This is a genomic window from Flavobacterium sp. KMS, assembly GCF_000813005.1.
Classification (GTDB): Bacteria; Bacteroidota; Bacteroidia; order Flavobacteriales; family Flavobacteriaceae; genus Flavobacterium.
Genome location: NZ_JSYP01000040.1, coordinates 1 through 20,488 on the forward strand (window position 1 = coordinate 1; position 20,488 = coordinate 20,488).

Genomic DNA, 20,488 nt, shown 5'->3' on the forward strand with positions numbered 1-20,488 from the left:
TTTGTAAGCATATATTGTCTCGAGGTTGCTCCTAATATTATAAAATTATTTTTATACCATTGGAATGTTTCGTCTGGAGTAAATCTGCCATCCTCATACATTGTTAGCGTAGTTGATCCGCCAATTGCTGATGTAATTGTATTTACAGTATCAGTTCTGGCTTGCGGAGAGAAAATAAATTTATTTCTCATTTTTGCTTTATACGATGTAAACTGCTCTGAGAGATCTAAAAAATGTAACTTATTGTAACTCAAATCTAAATCGAGCTCAATAGACAAATCAGGTACTTTCCCTTCCAATAAATTATTGTTTAGATATAGGTGATAAAATGCATTTTTTTTTAATTCTACAGGAATTTTACCACTTAGTTCATTATACCTTAAATTCAATGTTCGAATATTTTTCAACAAACCTATTCCCGGTGGAATTGAGCCTGTCAATTTATTGTTCCCTAAATATAATTCGCCCAAAGATTTTAGATTCCCTATTTCTACCGGTATAGCTCCTGAAAATTGATTATTTGTAAAACTTGCAAACCTAAGTTTTGAAAGCTGGCCAATCTCAGACGGTATAGTACCTATAAATTGATTATTGTCAACGTAAAGATTAATTAGATTTGTAAGGTTTCCTATTTCAAGCGATAGTGCTCCATCAAGTTTATTTTTCTGTACATACAAATGTACAAGTGATTTTAAGTCGTAAATACTTTGCGGGAGGTTTCCACTTAGATTATTTATCTCTAATCCTAACATTTCAATATTAATTAGTGCACTAATTTCTTCAGGAATAGAACCACTTAATTTATTGTCTCTTAGGCTAAGGAATTTCAAAAATTTTAATTGTCCTATCTCAGATGGTATGAATCCTGTTAAATTATTCTCCCCTAAACTTAGAGAAGCCACCTGCCCATTTACAACTGTAATTCCATACCATCCAGTTTTAGTTGTCTTGTTCCATGAAGTAACAGGAGTCGAAAAATCCCAGCCTGTATTGATTTTCCATTTCGAGCCACCAGTACTGTCATAGAGTGCTTTTAACGCTTGTATTTCACTTTGAGAAATAACCTCGGTTAAACTTGATCTCAGAAGTCCTTTTGATTGTATTCTTTTTAAAATTTCCTCTTTACCTCTTACCATTTCTATATATTGAATCCTTGAAGTTTCGCGATTACGTTCTATCTCACGACTGATGTCTTCAAGATCGGTAATACCCCATTCTTTTAAATAATTTGTTTCTCTGATTATATCAAAACCAATCTCCTGATCGCTTAAATCCTGAGAAAAACAAACGGATGAAAATAACATTATACAAAAAGTGATAATCCATTGTTTTTTTTTTCTAAAAATGTTTGTCATATTAAATTATATGTTTTTTATGCAAGTAGACATAGGGTTTTATATCACCCTATAATTTACAAATAGTATTGATTTATGGATTACAGCTACTTAAAGACAATTTTTATCTAATAACCTTGATTGATCCAACTATTGGTATACAGTTAATTACATTCAATGTTAATGGTTCTCTCTCTAGTACCAATGGAGACATATCAGGATTAGTCGTATGATATGCCTTGCAAGTATACACCCCTGAATCTGAAGCTTTTAAATTTGTAAGCATATATTGTCTCGAGGTTGCTCCTAATATTATAAAATTATTTTTATACCATTGGAATGTTTCGTCTGGAGTAAATCTGCCATCCTCATACATTGTTAGCGTAGTTGATCCGCCAATTGCTGATGTAATTGTATTTACAGTATCAGTTCTGGCTTGCGGAGAAAAAGTAAAATCATTTGTAACTCTTGATTTCAATGAAATGAACTGGTTTTCAAAATCTATAAATCGGAACTTATTAGATTCAATTTTTAGGCGCTTTAATAATGTTAAACTGCTTAAGTCTGGAATAGATCCTGATAATTGATTTCCATACAAATACAAATATCTAAGTTTTACAAGACCTTTAATTTCAGAAGGAATATTACCTGTAAATCGATTATTATGGAGCCATAAAACATCGAGATTACCTAATTGCTTAATTTCAGTGGGAATTTCACCGCTAAGCATATTACCATATAAAATTAAAGATACAAGTAATCTAAGCTGTCCTATTTCCGGAGGTATTGAACCAGTTAATTTATTTGCTCTTAAATCTAGAGTACTTAGTCTTGAAAGCTGCCCCATTTCTGCAGGAATTTCTCCACTAAGTTGATTGGAAGATATTCGTAAATCTCTTAAACTAACAAGTTTACTTATTTCAGAAGAAAGTAACCCGCTAAGAGAATTATTTTCGATATAAAAAGTAATAAGTCTTGTTAGATTATAAAAACTTGGAGGAATCGTTCCATTTAACTTATTATATCCCAAATCTAAAAATTGTAACGAAGATAGATTACCGATTTGTAATGGAAGTGGGCCGGTTAATTGATTATAATTTAACCATAAATTGATGAGATTTGTTAAATTAGAAATATCACGAGGTATGGTTCCAGCTAATGTATTTCTGGTTAATATGAGATTCCGAAGTTTGGTTAATTGTGAAATTTCTTCGGGAATAAATCCTGTTAGTTTATTATTTTGTAGTCCTAAATTCAATAGTTCTGTTAATTCACCTATGCTTGATGGTATAATTCCACCTAAAGAATTATTTTGTAAGTAAAGTGAAGTTAAATACTTTAACATTCCTATTTCTTCAGGTATATACCCTTTTAAATTATTGCTATATAAATTTAAGTATTGTATTTGTTTATCAATAACTATAATTCCGTACCATCCCGTTTTAGTAGACGGATCCCATGAAGTGACTGGAGTTGAGAAATCCCAGCCAGTATTATTAATCCAGTTAATCCCTCCTGCACTATCATATAGTGCTTTTAATGCCGCTTTTTCGCTTTGAGAAACATCTGTGCTAATTTCGGAACTAATAACTTTAAGCAAATTTTTAGGCTGGCTTTTTTGCAAGAGCTCGCTTTCAATTCTTTTCATTTCTATGTACTGAATTTTATTCGCAACACGCATCTTCTCAATCTCACTTTTAACAGACACAGAATCACTAAAACCTCTTTCTTTTAATTCATTCATTACTTCTCCTAAATCAAACCCAATTTCTTGATCGGTAAAATCTTGAGAAAATGCCGTTGTTGTAATACAAAAACTTATAATGCTAAAAACTAATGTATAGATCGACTTCATCATGATAATTATTTTTTAGGAGCTTCATCAGCTGTAATGCACGAAACAACTTGTTTTTTTATGACAGTTTTTTTATTCGGGGCTATTTTCAAACTTTTTCTACCTGTATGCGATTGTTTGTCGGATATGCTAATATTATTTGTTTTTAATTGTCCCTGAAAATCAAAATGGGAGGCTGTACCACAGTTTGAAAAATCATAATCCTCAAATCCATCAGAGGCTAGCTCACTATACTTAGTGTTTGAGGCTACAGCAACTGGAAAACGATTATTATAGCCATATAAAGCTGATGAATACCTTTTTAATGCATCTTTATTCTCTATCTCCTGTCCAGCAGGATTATACTGCGTAACCTCAGATGCTGATGTCCACTTGTCGTAATTAGCTCCTGTTGTTATTTCCCAAGTGTTATTAGTTGTAAACACATAAAATGGATAGAAATCGGTAAAAAATCCTGTTTTACGAGGAGTGGGATCAATCGTATAGTTCCTTCCGGTTAAATAGGCATACGACTTATTGGCTCTCCAATTCCCTAAGACATTGTATAAGTAAGGGTTGTATGAGTTTTTAATAATATCTTCTTCTTCGGCGTTATTATCCTTATTTTCATATTCAAATTTTAGTGCGCCATCATCTCCAAAAGTCATTTTAGGTAAATTACACTCACATGGAGATGGCCAGACATTGTTATACTCCACTGCCGAAGCATTAACAATTCTATTGCTAGCTGTGTTAGACATAAAAGGATTCTCCCCAATGTTTCCTTTTATTTTTGCTATCGTATTATTACTATCGTAATTATACAATGGATTTGTCATGGAAGTTACACTAGCCATAGCCGCCATTTGCATGTTTCGGTATCCTGAGCGAATTACTTTTATTTTGGCAGTCGCAATAGCATCTCCCTTAATTAGAATCCCTCTTTCATCAATAAGCTGGAAATTAGCCGTAGTTACTTTTACTACCCAAGCTTTCATCCTTGTTTTGGTTCTGCCATCGGGAGCAATACCATCGATCCATAATTCATCCCCATTGATCATATAATCCGACTCGTTATGAACTCCTGTAAATTGATATAGATTGCTACCCGTAGTGGTTATATCCCATTCTAGTCCAACGTTTTTGGCAGACTGGCTCATACCTGCATAACTCCAATAGGCAGGAAAATTGAAATTAAAATAGTTATCATTATATTCATTTACGGTTTGTGTCAATAAAACATCTCCTGATTCAGCGTCCCACGCTAAATTTTTGGTGGTTACTTTTGCTCCCAAATCATATGCTATTTTTTCTGAAAGTATAGCTGTACTATGAATAACTTTAGTAGTCACAGCAGTCCTTATTTGGCTTTCGTGTCTGGAATAACTTGGTATTGGTGTTGGAATTACCACTATAATTAGAGTAAAAGGTAGCGTCGCCACGTTTAAATGAATACCCAAGGTAGAACTCGTAGATTTACTTTCTCTAAAATCATTGATTACATCATAATCAACCCCAACTAATTTAGAGGCTATAACTCCTTTTGAGTCGATTGTTTGAACAAAGTTGTCAAGTTTTCCCTGATTCTTGTATTGATTCTGATCTATTGTTTTGTATTTATAATCAACTCCCGAAATATAATCTTTTTGCCCTTCGCCATATACACGTTGATTTTTCATCTTACCATCCATATCGTTGGTATGTATAGCATATCCTTGTGATAACGTAATATGATCCCTAACATTTAAGTTAAGAATACTTGCTAATGTTGTAGATGTATCGTAATTAGACGACAGCGTTGTTCTATCAACAATAGTTGGAAAATCCTTGGATGTATAAAATTCTGTTACAACTGATCCTGTTGCATGTTTTTTTACGGTTGCTGTTAATTCTTTTTTATCATTATATTTATTTCTCTGTAAATTGGTCACTGTTACTCTACTATAAGTAACTTTTGGAGCAGAAAAAAAAGATTCACCAAAAGGTTCTTCTACATAATTATCAGTATCAGGTCCAAGTAATAATTCTCTTCTTTTTTCATCATAAGAAGGTTTAACAAAAGGATTTTCCTTACAACCTAAAGGCTCATAAGTAGCGACTCCAGAAGATTTTCCGTTTTCGGTTTCATAAGTATATTTTTGCCCATAAGATTGTTGATAGGTATTGTCTCCAACATGATTCGTCATTACATCCCAGTGGTCATGAATTTGAATATCCTTCACCCTGCTACCTCCTCCTACTTTTTTACTATCAGGTTGCAAAAGTCGAATCCAGGATTTATTACTGATAAATTTACTTGCAATACCAGTTTGTTCTAATTTGGTATTGGGACTTTTAAAAATATCTAGTAGTGTTGGCATCCATCCTATAAGTTCCATAACAACCTTTTTTAGATCCTTGGTATCTTCTTCGTTATGCATACTATATACTAGTCTGTTAAGGTTATGCCTCCCAAAATTCCAACCTGCTTTAATAATAGGGTTTACTTCTTTTTTATCAGAATCAAATCCGTCTCCTTTTCCAACATATCTAACAGGTATGGCAACGTATTGTTTTCCATTCGTTTCCAGAAATCCAAAATCTGGTTTAACTCCTTTTTCTATATTGAGATAACCTGTTACATAATCGTATTTATCGGTTCCATCAATGCCTGGTAAAGGACTAGGATTTACCATATTTAATAAGAATCTAAAATATAATGGGTTACTATCGTCTCCAATAGATTTAATATACTTATCATAAAAAATTTTTGGAATTTGTGAATCATTAATCGATAGTTTTTCATCTATTTTATGATCTAATGCTACATATATATATTCTCCTAAGTTTCTCTTCTGCATTATATTTTCAGAATCAACATTAGCAGCAATTAGTCCAGCCTTTGTTCCGCTTCCTACTACTTTAAACATTTGCATTGCAGCCTTATCTTGCACATATCCATAATCATCTGCTTCATAGTTCAATTCCATTAGCCCTCCAGAAGGCAATCGAATAGTCTTTAACAACCAAGCACTTGCATATTGATCGGCATTTTCTCTATTACTTTGATCTACAAATGGATATTCAGGATTAGACAGTTGGGATGTAGTTTCTGGACCTAATTTATCATTTACTGGTTTGTAATTCCCCCATACGTCATACGCCTTCATATTATAACTAGGATTATTAAGTAAATCATTTTCAATACGGTAACCAGAAGTGTTTTCGATTAAACTTTTAGGTGCATAGCCAAAAACATAAGGAGTAAATTTCCCCATGCTTGAGTTTTTATAAGTAAAGTAGACTTTACTTAAGGTTAATTTACCTTCATTATTTATGCTATTATCAATACCTTGGCATAAACTATAGTTGTATTCAAAATGTGCCTCTTTTATAGGAGTCGCTTTTTCTTCATTTACTAGATATTCTGGTTTTGAGTACAATGAAATTTTTTCTAATTTGTACATTTTAGAGCCATCTCCAAGACCACCGTTTTCGTCTTTAACTCCATACCCATCATTTCGCTGTGAAAGATGAAAAATAGCAATATGTGTTTTTGTTACAATTTTTTTGATATAAAGGAGCTCTTTTTCTCCGTATTGATAATTTCCTTTATTATCTTTTTTACCAGAACGTAAACCTTCATCATAATTAGCCTGATTTTCATTAAAGGGAACTCTCCATTTATAAAGATTGGCTTTATTAGGAGTTTTATTTTCATATTCAAATTTAGTATAAGTACCTAAATCGTCATCGGTAGGCCCATCATTTTTTAAATCCTGATAGTCAGATGATAAAACAGAAGTTAATAAATAAGAATGCGCATATGCAGGTGTTGTCACCCGATTAAAGTATTGATCCCCATCTTTGGAATTACTAGATGAATTATCAACATCAGGAGTATAAGTCACTAATCCATTTTTAAAATTAACTCTTCTATTAGGATTATCTTTCTCACTTACATCAAATGTAGTTTCCTTCTTGATAACGTTATATACTGCTCTGCCATAAATATACTGTTCCCCTCCCTCTTTAGTAATTCTTACTTCGGCAGTATGATGATCTTTGGCAAATTCGCTAGACTTATTTTTGGATTTCTGTTTTTTTAATTCCGTTTTAGTAAAATTTTGTATCGATTGATTTCTGGATAAACGGGATGATTCTCTTTTAATCGCTCCGGTATTAGCAATGGCTCCATTATTTTTGGAATAGTTTAAACTAGTACTTCTCGAGAATTTGCCTCCATTTAAATCTAATTTTATAGCTTCATAGCGACCTAATTTATCATTGAATAAATCTAATTCCTTATCAACTTGGGTACCTCCAATATTCTTAAAAAATATTTTCTCATAATCAGGCCTATTTCCTGTTTTTTTCTCTCTAAATCTTCCTAATGCCGGGTTTAAGTTATCCCATAATTTGGTACTACTTTTCCCAGTAGTCACTGTAGCATCAAAACCGATATGAATACCTCCTCCTGGACCAAATTCCCCACCTAAAGATCCTCCACTACTATCATCATGAATTTCCTTATCATAAACATAACCCACTTGCGATTTATAAGGACGATACATTCCTGCAATTCCCTGTCCCTGTATACTATATAAATCGTAGGTACTGTTCGTTAAAGGTAAGGAAGTCGTGTTTTTATTGAATGTTCGATCTTTTTCCCTATTAAAATCCAAAATATCCGATTTGCCTGCATTATAGGTATTTTCAAAACCATAGGCTTTTTCAGTTTTATGCTTTTCAGAATTCTTAACTCCCTGGCTTATCCGGTATCCTGAAAATTTAGAACCTGGTTCAGCACTCCAAAATTCTCCCTGAAGGTTTAAACTAAACATATGGTTTGAGGATACCATACCTATACGTTTCGTCGGAGTATAGGAAGCATTTATAACAGAAAGAGATCCTGATAAACTTATTCCTATTTCATTTATCATTACTCGACTTATCTTTTCATTCTTAATTTCTTTCGAAGCCTTAAAAGACATTGTTGTACTTGTTAACCCTTTCCTGCTATTATAGCTTACACCAGCATTGGCACCTAGATTAATATTGCCAGAATCTGTATCCTCTATTTTTCCTGAAAATGAGAGACTTGGAGCTACAGATACCCCTTCTGAAGCAGAGGATTCTAAATCCATACCTACCTTTAAATTATCTGAGACCTGAAAACTAAGTCCCCCATTTGCTGAGACTCCAAATCCATCATAATTATTATATTTAATCCCCATGCCTGCACTCAATTTTGTTTCTTTAAACCCAAAGGCAGTAGCAAATAAATTTACATTAGCTCCAACTGTAACATTGGGCTTCATGTTGTTTTCATAAAGCATCTCATCCCCACTAAAATCATCTGGTAATCCTCGCAATTGTCTGGAGATTTGACCAACATTAAGGTCCCAGCCCAACCCCACCCATGAAGCTTCCTGATCCATAGTTACCCCAGAATTATAGGCTAGATTTAAAGGATATCCCCCAACATCCATTATCGGAATGTTATAATTGAAATCGCCACTAGCTAAATCAACCATGTCTGAAGTTCCTATTGGAGTAAACGATTCAAATTCTGGCTGAGACGGACCACCTGTCAATGCATAAAGCTGCATAGGCTGAAATGTTTCCAAAAGAATCATCATGGCAAGATAAATAGCAATAGTTTTTTTTAATTTGTTTTTTTTAATCTGCTGAATCATAAGATTATTTGGGTATTTGGATCTTTAAATTTAAATTTTAATGTTCCTTTTCTAAAAAGGTAATCTGTGTAAACTAATTGGATTTTCTCATTCGGATCAATTCCTGAAAAAAACAATAAAACTCTCTGATAAGGGGCTATTTTGTAGTTGCGTTCAAAAGTTACACCTGAACATGCAATCGTATCATTCTTTGATGTGACTATATAAAAATCTTTTTCAAGCTCAAAAGACATGTATTTTACAGCATCTGTATAGTCCATTCCTGTAAAGTTTTTGGCTAGTAAATCTTTTTCTTCGTTTTGTTGAAATGTAAATTCCAATACCCTTTCTCTTTTATTTTCTTCATAAAGAGAATCAATTTTCACTAAGTTATCTTTTCCTAAGTCTTTTAATAAATAATATTGAATAGGAAATTCTGTTGCTGTAAAAGCTAAATCATCGACAGTTTGAATATGCGTACGCGATTTCCAACCTATTTTTTCAAGATTGAAATAACGATCTCTGATTTCAGACTCTTTTCTGTTATTACTTATTTCTTTTTTACAAGAAATAAGTATCAAAAACAAAAGAAGATAAAACAACTTATTTAAGTCCTTCATATCTTTTGTTTATGTATTTAAGTAAATCTTGAGTTACATCAATTCTTTCATCAGTATATAAAACTGGGGTTTTATTTTCGGAACCTATTATTAATTGGTACTTGTTTTCTTTAGAGAATTCTTCGATATAACTCTGTATTCTTGACCAGATTTTTAATGATTCACCTGCAGTAAAATTCTGGTTGAATTCTACTAGTTCATCTTTCTCCAGAATAAATTGTTTTATTAGAATTTGCCTTTTATTTTCTGAAACAGATTGAGATTCCAATACAGAATATAAAGAGTCAAGCTTAATTTTACGGGTATTAAACTCCCTTTCTCCAACTCTTTTTAATTCTTGAGTCATAATAAATTTATCAAACAATATATCAGTGTTAACAGTTGCAATCTTAATGTTTTCTTTAAAATTTATAAGAATGAAGCAACTAATTAACCCCAAAAAAAATAACAGAAAGATTATACATAATAATTTAGTGTAGTTTTTTATCACAGAGTAGTTTTTTAATTCAATAGATCTGAAATAGCAAAATCTAAAGAGTTTGTTTACAAATGCAATTTTACAGTATCCCTAAATTTTTAATATGCAAAAACTATTATATAAAAGATATTATAAGTTTTTTCTTCCGTTATTATTAAACTCTTATGTAGTTATTATTAAATTTTATCTTCAAGAAGTAGTTTTAAAACTGACAATTTTCTTCAAATCTTATGTTTATATATTGAACCAAATCTAGATATTATCCTTTTTTTTTTAGCATCTAAAACATGAGGCGTATTTTCAAAACCTATTATTAGTTGATAGTTGTTTTTCTTTATAAAATTTCCCAACTCTTCTTTTTCTAAAATGAATCGTTCTTTTAAAACTTGTTTTTCTTTTCAGAAATTGCTTGAGGTTTTAATTTAAAATATACTAAGACGAGTTGAACTACATGATTGTTAAACTCATATTCTCCTACTCTTTTAAATCTTTAGTGCATCGTAAAATTATCATACAAAACACTACTGTTAAAAATAATAATTCTTGTAGTTGACTTAAAACATGTAAAGCTAAAACAAGTAATTGCACCTAAAAAAAAAGCAAAAACCAAGGCAATGGTACACATTAAAATTCAAGCTCAAGGCAATAGAACTGAGCATTACATACTGCAGCACTATTCATACCACAAAAGAATTGGACACAGGTGATGAAAATATCAGGTGAGGAAAAAGTCAGCTTGACGATGGAACACTTGGTAAAAAAATGCAACAGACTACTGTCAACAAACTTTCGTAATTAAACATTCGCTACTATACTGTATTTACTAAATTATTATCTTCTTTATGCAACGTTCAGCTTCTATCAGATCAGCTTTATTAAAACATGATTAAATATTATAGCATAAAGTTATTCTTCTAAAAACAAGATGACTTAAACATAATTATCTCTGGATTACCCGATGATATACGTATCCAAATTTTGCAAAGAATGACTCAACAAAATCTCTATTATGTTTTAATTTCACGAAAATAAAAATCCTAATTTATTGTTTTTTTAACTTTTTAAAAGCACTTCAATTAAGCTCATCCAAAAGACCTCTGCAGCTCCAAATGAAGTTTAAGTTAAAAAAAACGACAAATAAGTTAAGAAGCTGTCCAAAAGTAATTTCAGGCAGTTTTTTTGTTTCCACATTGATTTCCCTTATATCTAATTACTAAAATCAATGATTATGCAACCCGTTTTTAAACCGCATTCGCTTCATCAGCAAAATCTTTTTCCTTTGAATTTAAATGGTCTTATCCCAGAGAATCATTCTGCCAGATTAATAAACAACGTTGTTAAAAAGCTGGGAATTTCCGAGATCATATCTCAAAGGCAGTAGAAGATCTAGCTATCATCTAAGCTGTTATTGAAAATATTGTTTTACGGATATCTCAATAATACCTATTCCAGCCCAAGGCTGGCTAGAACCGTGAAGGATAATATTTATTTTATGTGGCTTTCCAGAGGACTTCAGCCGGATTCTAAAACTATCAATAACTTTAGAGAAAAAAACAAAAGGGAATACCGAAAAACTTTTCAGCCAGGTTGTTATGATGATGGTCAATTTAAAGTTCATTAGCCTAGAGAGACAATTTATTGATGGCACTAAATTAAAAGAAAAAACACACGAGATTAACCAAATTTAAAAAAAGAGAAGCTGAGTCAACAATAAAACAAATCACTTCGAAAACTGGAAAAAGAACAGTTTGTAAAAGTTAAAGAATACGAGAAGCATATTGAAATTCTAGGAGAGAAAAACAGTTGCTCCAAAACGAATACCAATGTTACTTTTATGCGCATGAAAAAAGATCATATGGACAACGGACAATTAAACGCAGGTTATAATATTCAGATTATTATACATTACTCAATCCACTAGACTTCTACTGATTTTACCACACTTAAAACACACTTAAAAGCATTTAAAAGCAACTAGGGCTAACTATCTGTAAAAGTTATATCCGATACGGGCTATGGAAATGAGGAAAATTATCAACTGCTTGAAGACAACTAAATTGTTTTTTTGTCCCCTACACCGCGTACCGTGTCGAAAAGCCCCTTAAACGTAAAAGAAATTTGTTCCACACACAAAACCTATTTGTATAATAATGGCAAGTATTTTTGGATTACCCAATGGAACAGCAAATGCCTCGTATCTATACTAAGAAATCCAAAACTCCGACTACCTTTGAACAGTATCATTCGGTATATGAGACTTTAAATTGCGCAGGATGTCCTTTGCGAACACAATGTTTTAAAGCACAAGGTAACAGGAGGATAAAAACTAATCATAATTTTAAAAGACAAAAATTCAAAACAATATAGAATTTAAAAAGCGAACTGGGCAAGGAAATTTACAGTAAAAGATGTATTGAACCAGAGCCTGTTTTTGGAAATATCAAACAAAACAACCATTTAAAAGGTTTACACTTACCAAAGTAAATATTGAACTTGGTCTGATTGCAATTGCTCACAGCTTTTCTAAATGGATAGCAAAATCCGGTTGGCAATTTTAACCTCATTTTTAACTTCATAGAAGTCCTAGACAAGGGTATAAAAGACTATTTTAGCTCAGATTTACATTTTTTAAGAAACTCTGTGCAAATCAAATGATACTTAAACAAAAAGAAGTCGTCCTTATTTTAGGACAACCTCTTTTAAAAAAAAACTAAATTGTTTATTAAATACAAAAGGATGTTAACTATATATTGCTTTAATTGCTTAAATAAAAAGGAATTTCTAAATTTAATTTATAGGTTTAGTAAAAATCTGAGCAGACATAGCTCCACGTCCCCAATTATAATTATAGGAAGGTCGTTCTGCATACATTCCGAATGTAACTGAAGCTGAATTTGATTCAACATATCCATCTACTTTGTATACTACATCAATTGGAGTGTTTCCTGGATTAGAAATTATATCTATAGCAAAACCAGATATAGGCATTCCAAAAGCGGATACACCAATTCCATTATAACTACCTGGAACAGTGTATTTACGAGAACCCATCTCCAATTCGGTATCCCTTCCACCGTTTACAGACATATATAAAGCACATCCCATATAACTAATTGTCCCAGCCGTGCGTAATGAGTGCATTACAGGCATGCTGTAATTGATTTCGACTTGCGCTTGTGATTTTGCGGGAACAGAAACTCTAATACTAAAATTTAAATTTACCCTGCCGGTGCGCACTTCAGTTGATATTGGAGAACTTAGAACAGCATATTTATTATCATTAAACGACCAAGGAGCTGTCGTATTGCTATTAACAACATAGCCTAAAACCCCATCACGATTAGCTACAACTCGATTATTATATTCCAAAGACAATGCCTCTGTATCAATATTTGTCATATTACGTACTCTGGCTCCTCCATTAACATCTAGCGTTTGAGTAGGATTCAGCGTATTAATTCCAACTTGAGATTGAGAATATGTTAATAAAGTAAAAGGTATTAAGCATAAAATAAAAAGTTTTTTTATCATTGTGAATGTGTATATTATTTTTTTACTATTTTAGGCAAAGGTAGATTACTCTTCTTTTCTTCAACCTCCTTTTAAACATATAAAAAGAATACAATAAGCTCAAATATTACTATCTTTTACAAATTTTAAAGATAACAGTATACCTATTCAGAAAGTAAAAAAACTACCTAAAAACGAATTTGTTTAGGTAGATTTCATACCTATAAAGTAGACACAGAAATTCAATATTTTTTGGTACTAAAATGCAAAAACCAAGGCAATGGTACACATTACAATTCAAGCTCAAGACTATAGAACTAAGCATTACATACTGCAGCACTATTCATGCCGCAAAAGAATTGGACAAATGTGCGGAAAACGTCAGGCGAGGGAAAAGTCAGCTTGACGATGGAACATCCGGTAAAAGAATGCCACACACAACAAACTTTCACTACTATACTATATTTATTAAATTATTATCTTCTTTATGCAACGTTCAGATTCTGTCTCATCTGCCTAATTAAAACATGATTAAATATTATACTATAAAGTTATTCTTCTAAAAAACAAGATGACTTATACTTAGCTATATCTTGATTGCCTGATCTTACACATATTCAATTTTGCAAAGAATGACTCAACAAAATCTCTATTATGATTTAATTTCCCGAAAACAAAAACCCTAATTTATTGTTTTTTAGCTTTTTAACAACACTTCAATTAAGCTCATCTAAAAGACCTTTGCTACTTCAAATGAAGTTTAATAAAAAAAGAATGGTAAATTTTTTATACAAAATAGCAATTATTATTGGCATAATAAACCTAACTCTCTCATGTACAACAAATTCAGATAACCAACAAAATTCAGACGCCATCTATAAACCAGCCATGAATTATAATTATAATTCAATCGAATTAGAGACAATGAACCAAATTAATGAGTATCGAAATAGTATCGGATTAAATGCTCTGGATACAATCAACCACGTTTCTTTTAAATCTGAAGAACACAATAATTATATGATTGATAAAAATGTTATAAGCCATGATAATTTTGTAAATCGCTCAGAAAATATCATTAAAGTAGTAGATGCAAAAAAGGTAAGTGAAAATGTTGCTTATAATTACAATAGCCCGCAAGGTGTGCTGGAAGCTTGGTTAAATAGTCCTGGGCATAAAAAAAATATTGAAGGAGATTATACTCATTTTGGAATCTCGGTAAGGAAACACCCCATTAATGGAAGGAAATATTATACCAATATTTTTGTAAAACTATAAATTAAAAATGGAATTATATTCATGCATAAACTAGTTGCTATATTGTTCCGATTACATGTTCTCTCTCTCTATATATACTATTTATTAGTTTCCTTTCTAACTAAAAAAATGTATCACAATATAATGTCTTTAAATTACAAAAGAGCTTGGTACATCTGAAATCCCTTTGATAACCGACAATTTATCGATAACAAACTTTTTATATTCATTCATATCATTGACAGCCACTTTCAATAAAAAATCATAATCCCCAATTACGTGAAAACATCTTGTTATTTAGAGCAATAGAAGAATTTGCTGTTTAAAATCATCTATCAATTCTTGTGAGTTCACCGCCAAACTAACCTGACAATACACACTTATCGATTTTCCAATTTTAATAGTGTCCTGCAAAGCAACATAATTCTTCATGTATTGTTTTTTTTCCATTTTTTTGATTCCCTCAAAAGTGGGATTTTCCAATATAAAATATTCCACAAAAAACTAAGATCAGATACTATAAACTAATCACTTAGCAATCATAATTTTTTATTACGGGCACAATAATACTTGCCCTATCCTTTCTATCAGTCATACGTCTATCTTCCTAATAGTATCAATAAATTAATAATCAAACTGAACTCCAACTTACCCTTCTCTATAAATACCATCTACATAAAAAAAGCTAAATTAATCACTCAAGCTGTTGTAATAAATTGTATCAATAAGGCAAATTAACAGAGTAAAAAACAAGAAGTTAACACATTGCTAATAAGGTGATTCAAAAATAAATAATACTACAAATTAATCTGTTGTACTACATAATAAAATATGAAATATTTTTTTTATGCTATATAAAATAATTAATAACTTTATTCTTGTTTTCCACAAACATTCCATTTTATATATTTTCTTTTCTCTGGAAAGTATGATAAATAGATTAGTCCCAATCTGATTAGACTGATTTTTAAATACCACGTATTAGTCTATTCTTAACTAGTCAATTTATTTTTTAATCATTAAAACCTACTATTATGAAATCAAAATTATCCTTGTTACTATTTTTTATTAGTTTTTATTCATGGTCTCAGACCAACAAATCACATTTAATTACTAAAGATAGTATATTTAATGTCCCTGCAGGAGTAACCAGCATTAATGCTCAGGCTTGGGGCGGAGGTGGATCTGGTGGAAACGCCAATGGTGCAGGATTGCTTTTTGGAAGAGCAGCCGCTGGCGGTGGCGGTGGTGCTTATGTTAATAGTCTACTCACTACTGTTCCGGCATCAACTTTAAATGTGTTGGTTGCCAGAAGAGTATTTCTGGGAGTTGGAGGGACTAGTACATCTGGGAACAGCTCTACTATCGTAGGTTACGAAGCATCATTTTTTGCAACTGGAGGATCTGGAGGTGGTACCAACAACTCAGATACCACACCTCCAGGTGCAAGTCCGGGAGGAACAACTACTGCTTCAGCAGGAACTATTAAGATTGCCGGGGGAGCTGGCGGGAAGGGAACTTCAGCCTTGCTTTCATTAGGTCTTAGCTCCGGAGCAGGAGGAGCAGGTGCAAATTCAGGAGGTGCCGGAGGTGCCTCTGTTCCAAGTACTCTTTTTAATGGTAATGCTTATGGAAAAGATGGTTCAATTCCAGGTGGCGGTGGCAGCGGGGCAATAAATTCAGCAGGAGGTACTATCTTTTATGGCGGGGCTGGTGCAGCGGGACGAGTGATTATCTCTTATAATTGCCCCACTTATAGTTTAACTGGAGTAACTGCTGTAACGTGCTCTAATGGTTCTGGTGCCCTTGATGTATTACTAACATCGAGCACAGCATCATTGCCCGTTGGTAATTATGTAATAACCTATAATAGGACTAATCCTTCCGCAACGGGATTAACGGCTAATGTAACGGTCACTACAGCAGGAACTGGCAGCTTTAGTTCTTATAGCCCAACTTACCCTAACCAGATAAATTCTAGCACTATAACAATTACTAAAATAACTTCTGAATCTTGTTCTTATACTATTACTACCAATAATACAGCTATTGTCAAATCAGCAATTAGTGGAACAATAAGTGTAGTTGGCGGAAGCACAATTTGCGAAGGAAGTACTGATAGTTACTTAATCCTATCAGGCAACCAAGGGCCAGTTAGTAGGTGGGAATATAGTAATAGCAGCATAGATAATAATTGGATAGATGTGCCATATCCTAGTAGTACCAATATTTATGCATCATTAGGTAAGAAGGAATACATCGGTACAACAAGTTTTAGAGCTGTTTCGGGCTGTGGTGAGCGTACCCCACCAATTACAGTAACAGTGATAGAGGCACCATATTTTTATCTTCCCATCACCTATGATATAGCACATGAAAATAGCTCCTCTGCACAAAATATAGCAATACCCACTCAATTTTCTGCTATTGCCTACATAGGATATTCTGTTGAATGGTATGACTTTAATACTGGAACTGAAGCCCCATCATCTATAATACCAAATCAAAATTTTACCCCACTTACATTTAATTCATCTTATGGTCTTGCAGATAAAATTGTGATACCTGGAAATATTCCAGATGATGGCAATATGAACTATATCGGGCATGTATATATGTATAACACTACTAATTGTAAATCCCTAAATCCTTTTTATATTAACCTTAATATTGATGGTTCATCATCAAAAATAGGCTCAGAAAAAGATGTAAATGCCAGCACAATTGCCACTAGTTTAGTACCTATAGCAACGAAAGATTTAGAAACAGCAGAAAATAAGATTTCGGTATCCATTGTTAACAAAGCTATTAATGTTGATGCTTACAATAGGAATATCAATAAGGTATTTATTTATGATATATCAGGGAACTTACTATACAAAAAAGAAGCTGTATCGGGTTCTAAATTAATTATCGACAACTTAAGATCTAGTAATCAAGTTTTGTTGCTAAAAGTAATTTCGGATGATAATTATGTCGAGACCAAGAAAGTGATTTATTAACTTTATAACATAGAAACACAGTCTTTTTTTAAAGTAAAGCAGCTATTTCACTTATTTACAATGACATAATTGCATTATGCTAAAGAAATGTGTTTCTATGTGTTAGCCCTAAATTTAATAACCCTAGTTATACGAACAAACAGAGTAACTAAATCCAATGAGCTAACTATAAAAGTATGAAAACTTAAAAAGTCATTTACATTTAAGTAAATGACTTTTTTTATTGATAATATATCTTGTCCTTCGCTAAAAATGGTAAAAATAAAATCTACTTTGTGTTACCTTTCTAAGGTCTCTTATTGTATTGATAAAATGATCACTTTAATTAGAACTAAGTACTCTTAGTACTATCAATTACATTTAATGATTTTATTAATTTTTAAAAGCCAGCTTCTAGCATTCTTAATGAATTCATACTTGGGGATGTACAAATTATCAGAATCCTAAGAAACTAACTTTTAAAAATTAATAAAATCAATTCTGTTTATGCTAATAACATCTTTGTTAGACTTACGTAAATCACCTAATAACGAACTGGACTTTGGGTACAAGGACAATTACTGATTCCTCGAAGAAAATCAAGTCCAATAGTAATAACATGCGTTCCTGAATTATAGGCCCCAATTTGATTAAGTGAAGCTTGGTAGGAATACCCGAAGTAAAAATTGGACTTCTTGAAACCTGCCATTGGACCAATCATTAAAGGTTGTAGTGCCTGATCGTTCAAAAAACGATACGAAACCCCTATCCAGTAATAATCTTCATAGCGATTGTATTGCCTGAACTTAAAGTTAAAATCAGTACTGGAACGTTTATCACTAGCAAAGAATTGATAATAAACGGATGGTTCAAACTCAATTCGCTTATTCTCAGCACCTTTAAAAACATATCCGGTATATACCTGATAATTTCGAAGTAAGCTAGGCTCTATTCCATCAAATTTATCAATTTTCTTATCCAAAACATTACCTACGTTAAAGCTTAAATAAAAATCCTTATTTCGATATAAAGCTCCTATATCAAAGTTACTATTAGACATAGACCTGTTATCGGTAACACCAGGATCTAAAGGGCTCGGAATTGCTGTTCCTGAATTAAATTCATCAATATTAATTTTAAAACTATTGATATTATACGAGATTCCAAAAGATAAATATTGCTTGGAATAGTAATCTAGAATCAAGTGGTGCGCAAATGATACTTTAACACCTGTTTGCTTTGTAAATCCATTGCTATCATTATAAAGAGATATTCCCACACCTGAACGGTCCAAAATTCTAAAATCGGCATAGAGTGATTGGTTATTGGGCGCGTCTTTGATACCTACCCACTGGGTTAAACCATTGGCACGTATTCTTAGATTATCACCAATACCAGCAAATGTTGGGGACACTACAAAAGGATTATCGGCTAAATATTGCGTAAAAACAGGCAAATGTAACTCTTGGCTGTAACTTGATGTTACAGCCATAAGTAGAAATGATATGACAAATTTTTTCATTGTATTATAATTTTTAGGTAACAATAGTTAATTGCTTGGTATTTATCTATATAATGTAAAATGTCCAACAAATTCTCTGTTATCCTTATTGTTATTAAGCTTCAATACATACCAGTAATCACCAGATGATAATTCAACTCCTTTGTATTTTCCGTCCCATTTTTGACCTAATTTATATTCGGCAATTATACGTCCGTACCTATCAAAAATAGTATAGGTCAAATTTTTATAGTTTATTGTACAATCTGGTCCCCACTCATCATTGATACCGTCTCCATTTGGTGTAAAGTAATTAGGAATGCAAACATCTACATATTCAAAACTCATCGAAGCCGTAGCTGTACATCCATTTTGATCTGTTACTGTCACAGTATAAACTCCAGATTTGTATATAATAAACTTATTAGTTACAGTATAAGCTTCGTTATCAAATGTATATTGGTATACTCCACTTCCTCCTGTAGCTGTAGCAACAATTTCATTTAGTTCTCCATTACTCAATACTAATGTTAATGGTTGAATATCATCTATAGTAAATGGCACCGTTTTTTGTTCACAACCCCTCAAATGTCTAGCTGTCACAGTATGCCTTCCTGGAGCAACATTTACAAACACATTACTTGACTGATACTCTCCTGAATCAAGAGCATAATCAATATCTCCAGAATTCTTAATACTTGCATCAATTGTTATTGTAACAAAATTTTCTGCAGAATTGTTAGCACAAACATAGCTGACCTCTGATTTAGGCTCTAATACAACTGCATCGTCCATATGTACTTCTATTTCATCGGTACATCCTGTAGCGTCTTTAATGTAAACTATGTGCTTACCGCCTGGTAGGTTAGTAAAGTCAAATATTGTTTGATTTAGCTCCCCTTTTAAAAATGGCCCATTTCTATTATCTAAACTATAGCTATAAGGCATATTACCTCCAGAAACTTCTATACTAAATGCCCCATCTTCATTACCCACACAGACTTCTTGAAGAATTGGTCCTACCAATTTAGCTTCTAATAAATCTGGTTCTGTAATAGTAACATCAACAGTTGCCGTACAGTTATTGGCATCTACTATAGTGAAAGTATAATCTCCAGCTGCCAAATTTGTTTGCTCTTCGAGAATGCTATATGGTCCTGTTCCCCCACTTGGAGTGATGGTTACTGATCCTGTTGCATCGCCTTTACAGCTTACATTTATCTGGGTTAACACATTTGTAATTTTAGAACCAATTTTTAAATCTAGTACCTGGTCTGCCGTACAGCCATCATTGGTGATCGTCAGTGCGGTATCTG

Annotated in this window: 13 protein-coding genes; 3 read left to right on the plus strand and 10 right to left on the minus strand. The window is 32.4% G+C overall.

Annotated elements, in window-relative coordinates:
- From OA93_RS24365 to OA93_RS24720, 5 genes are all read right to left on the minus strand, one after another.
- Positions 1-1,355 (minus strand): hypothetical protein (locus OA93_RS24365; protein WP_052259595.1); only part of this gene is annotated, 1,355 nt, incomplete at its 3' end.
- Positions 1,356-1,458: 103 nt separating this feature from the next.
- Positions 1,459-3,192, minus strand: coding sequence for a hypothetical protein (locus OA93_RS24370; protein ID WP_082001878.1), 1,734 nt, complete (start codon positions 3,190-3,192; stop codon positions 1,459-1,461).
- A 5-nt stretch (positions 3,193-3,197) separates the two neighbouring features.
- The gene (locus OA93_RS23545; protein WP_039116691.1) at positions 3,198-8,846 is read right to left on the minus strand and encodes a hypothetical protein; all 5,649 of its coding nucleotides are present in this window, start codon (positions 8,844-8,846) and stop codon (positions 3,198-3,200) included.
- The gene (locus tag OA93_RS23550; RefSeq protein ID WP_039116693.1) at positions 8,843-9,445 is read right to left on the minus strand and encodes a hypothetical protein; all 603 of its coding nucleotides are present in this window, start codon (positions 9,443-9,445) and stop codon (positions 8,843-8,845) included. The genes OA93_RS23545 and OA93_RS23550 overlap by 4 nt, the downstream gene beginning before the upstream one ends.
- Entirely contained in the window at positions 9,429-9,791 is a 363-nt protein-coding gene (locus OA93_RS24720) for an OmpH family outer membrane protein (RefSeq protein WP_039116694.1), read from the minus strand. The genes OA93_RS23550 and OA93_RS24720 overlap by 17 nt, the downstream gene beginning before the upstream one ends.
- Before the next feature lie 1,540 nt (positions 9,792-11,331).
- Between OA93_RS24720 and OA93_RS24725 the strand changes: the two genes are divergently transcribed.
- Positions 11,332-11,544: a transposase gene (locus OA93_RS24725; RefSeq protein ID WP_165572140.1), complete on the plus strand. Its 213-nt coding sequence runs from the start codon at positions 11,332-11,334 to the stop codon at positions 11,542-11,544.
- A gap of 1,166 nt (positions 11,545-12,710) precedes the next feature.
- On the opposite strand, the gene OA93_RS23565 is transcribed toward OA93_RS24725, so the two are convergent.
- Positions 12,711-13,454 (minus strand): hypothetical protein, encoded by a 744-nt coding sequence (locus OA93_RS23565; protein ID WP_039116697.1) that lies wholly within the window; start codon positions 13,452-13,454, stop codon positions 12,711-12,713.
- 753 nt (positions 13,455-14,207) lie between these two features.
- On the opposite strand from OA93_RS23565, the gene OA93_RS23570 reads away from it, so the two are divergent.
- Entirely contained in the window at positions 14,208-14,711 is a 504-nt protein-coding gene (locus tag OA93_RS23570; protein WP_039116698.1) for a CAP domain-containing protein, read from the plus strand.
- Positions 14,712-14,840: 129 nt separating this feature from the next.
- Here the strand turns inward: OA93_RS23570 and OA93_RS25535 are convergent, their stop codons facing one another.
- Together OA93_RS25535 and OA93_RS25465 are read right to left on the minus strand one after the other, a co-directional pair.
- Positions 14,841-14,987, minus strand: a complete 147-nt coding sequence (locus OA93_RS25535) for an Lrp/AsnC ligand binding domain-containing protein (protein ID WP_255398722.1) — start codon at positions 14,985-14,987, stop codon at positions 14,841-14,843.
- The gene (locus tag OA93_RS25465; protein ID WP_240474792.1) at positions 14,988-15,140 is read right to left on the minus strand and encodes a hypothetical protein; all 153 of its coding nucleotides are present in this window, start codon (positions 15,138-15,140) and stop codon (positions 14,988-14,990) included.
- 584 nt (positions 15,141-15,724) lie between these two features.
- Between OA93_RS25465 and OA93_RS24380 the strand changes: the two genes are divergently transcribed.
- Positions 15,725-17,692: a T9SS sorting signal type C domain-containing protein gene (locus tag OA93_RS24380; protein WP_052259598.1), complete on the plus strand. Its 1,968-nt coding sequence runs from the start codon at positions 15,725-15,727 to the stop codon at positions 17,690-17,692.
- 523 nt (positions 17,693-18,215) lie between these two features.
- Here OA93_RS24380 and OA93_RS23585 read toward each other — a convergent pair.
- Positions 18,216-19,193, minus strand: coding sequence for a type IX secretion system membrane protein PorP/SprF (locus OA93_RS23585; RefSeq protein ID WP_039116707.1), 978 nt, complete (start codon positions 19,191-19,193; stop codon positions 18,216-18,218).
- A gap of 42 nt (positions 19,194-19,235) precedes the next feature.
- Positions 19,236-20,488: T9SS type B sorting domain-containing protein (locus OA93_RS23590; RefSeq protein ID WP_039116700.1), on the minus strand; the 1,253-nt coding region annotated here is incomplete at its 5' end.

Excerpts from the sequence above, each read along its gene's own strand:
- OA93_RS24370 (WP_082001878.1), bottom strand. The coding sequence starts at position 3,192 with ATGATGAAGTCGATCTATACATTAGTTTTTAGCATTATAAGTTTTTGT.
- OA93_RS23545 (WP_039116691.1), bottom strand. The coding sequence starts at position 8,846 with ATGATTCAGCAGATTAAAAAAAACAAATTAAAAAAAACTATTGCTATT.
- OA93_RS23550 (WP_039116693.1), bottom strand. The coding sequence starts at position 9,445 with ATGAAGGACTTAAATAAGTTGTTTTATCTTCTTTTGTTTTTGATACTT.
- OA93_RS24720 (WP_039116694.1), bottom strand. The coding sequence starts at position 9,791 with ATGACTCAAGAATTAAAAAGAGTTGGAGAAAGGGAGTTTAATACCCGT.
- OA93_RS23565 (WP_039116697.1), bottom strand. The coding sequence starts at position 13,454 with ATGATAAAAAAACTTTTTATTTTATGCTTAATACCTTTTACTTTATTA.
- OA93_RS23570 (WP_039116698.1), top strand. The coding sequence starts at position 14,208 with ATGGTAAATTTTTTATACAAAATAGCAATTATTATTGGCATAATAAAC.
- OA93_RS25465 (WP_240474792.1), bottom strand. The coding sequence starts at position 15,140 with ATGGAAAAAAAACAATACATGAAGAATTATGTTGCTTTGCAGGACACT.
- OA93_RS24380 (WP_052259598.1), top strand. The coding sequence starts at position 15,725 with ATGAAATCAAAATTATCCTTGTTACTATTTTTTATTAGTTTTTATTCA.
- OA93_RS23585 (WP_039116707.1), bottom strand. The coding sequence starts at position 19,193 with ATGAAAAAATTTGTCATATCATTTCTACTTATGGCTGTAACATCAAGT.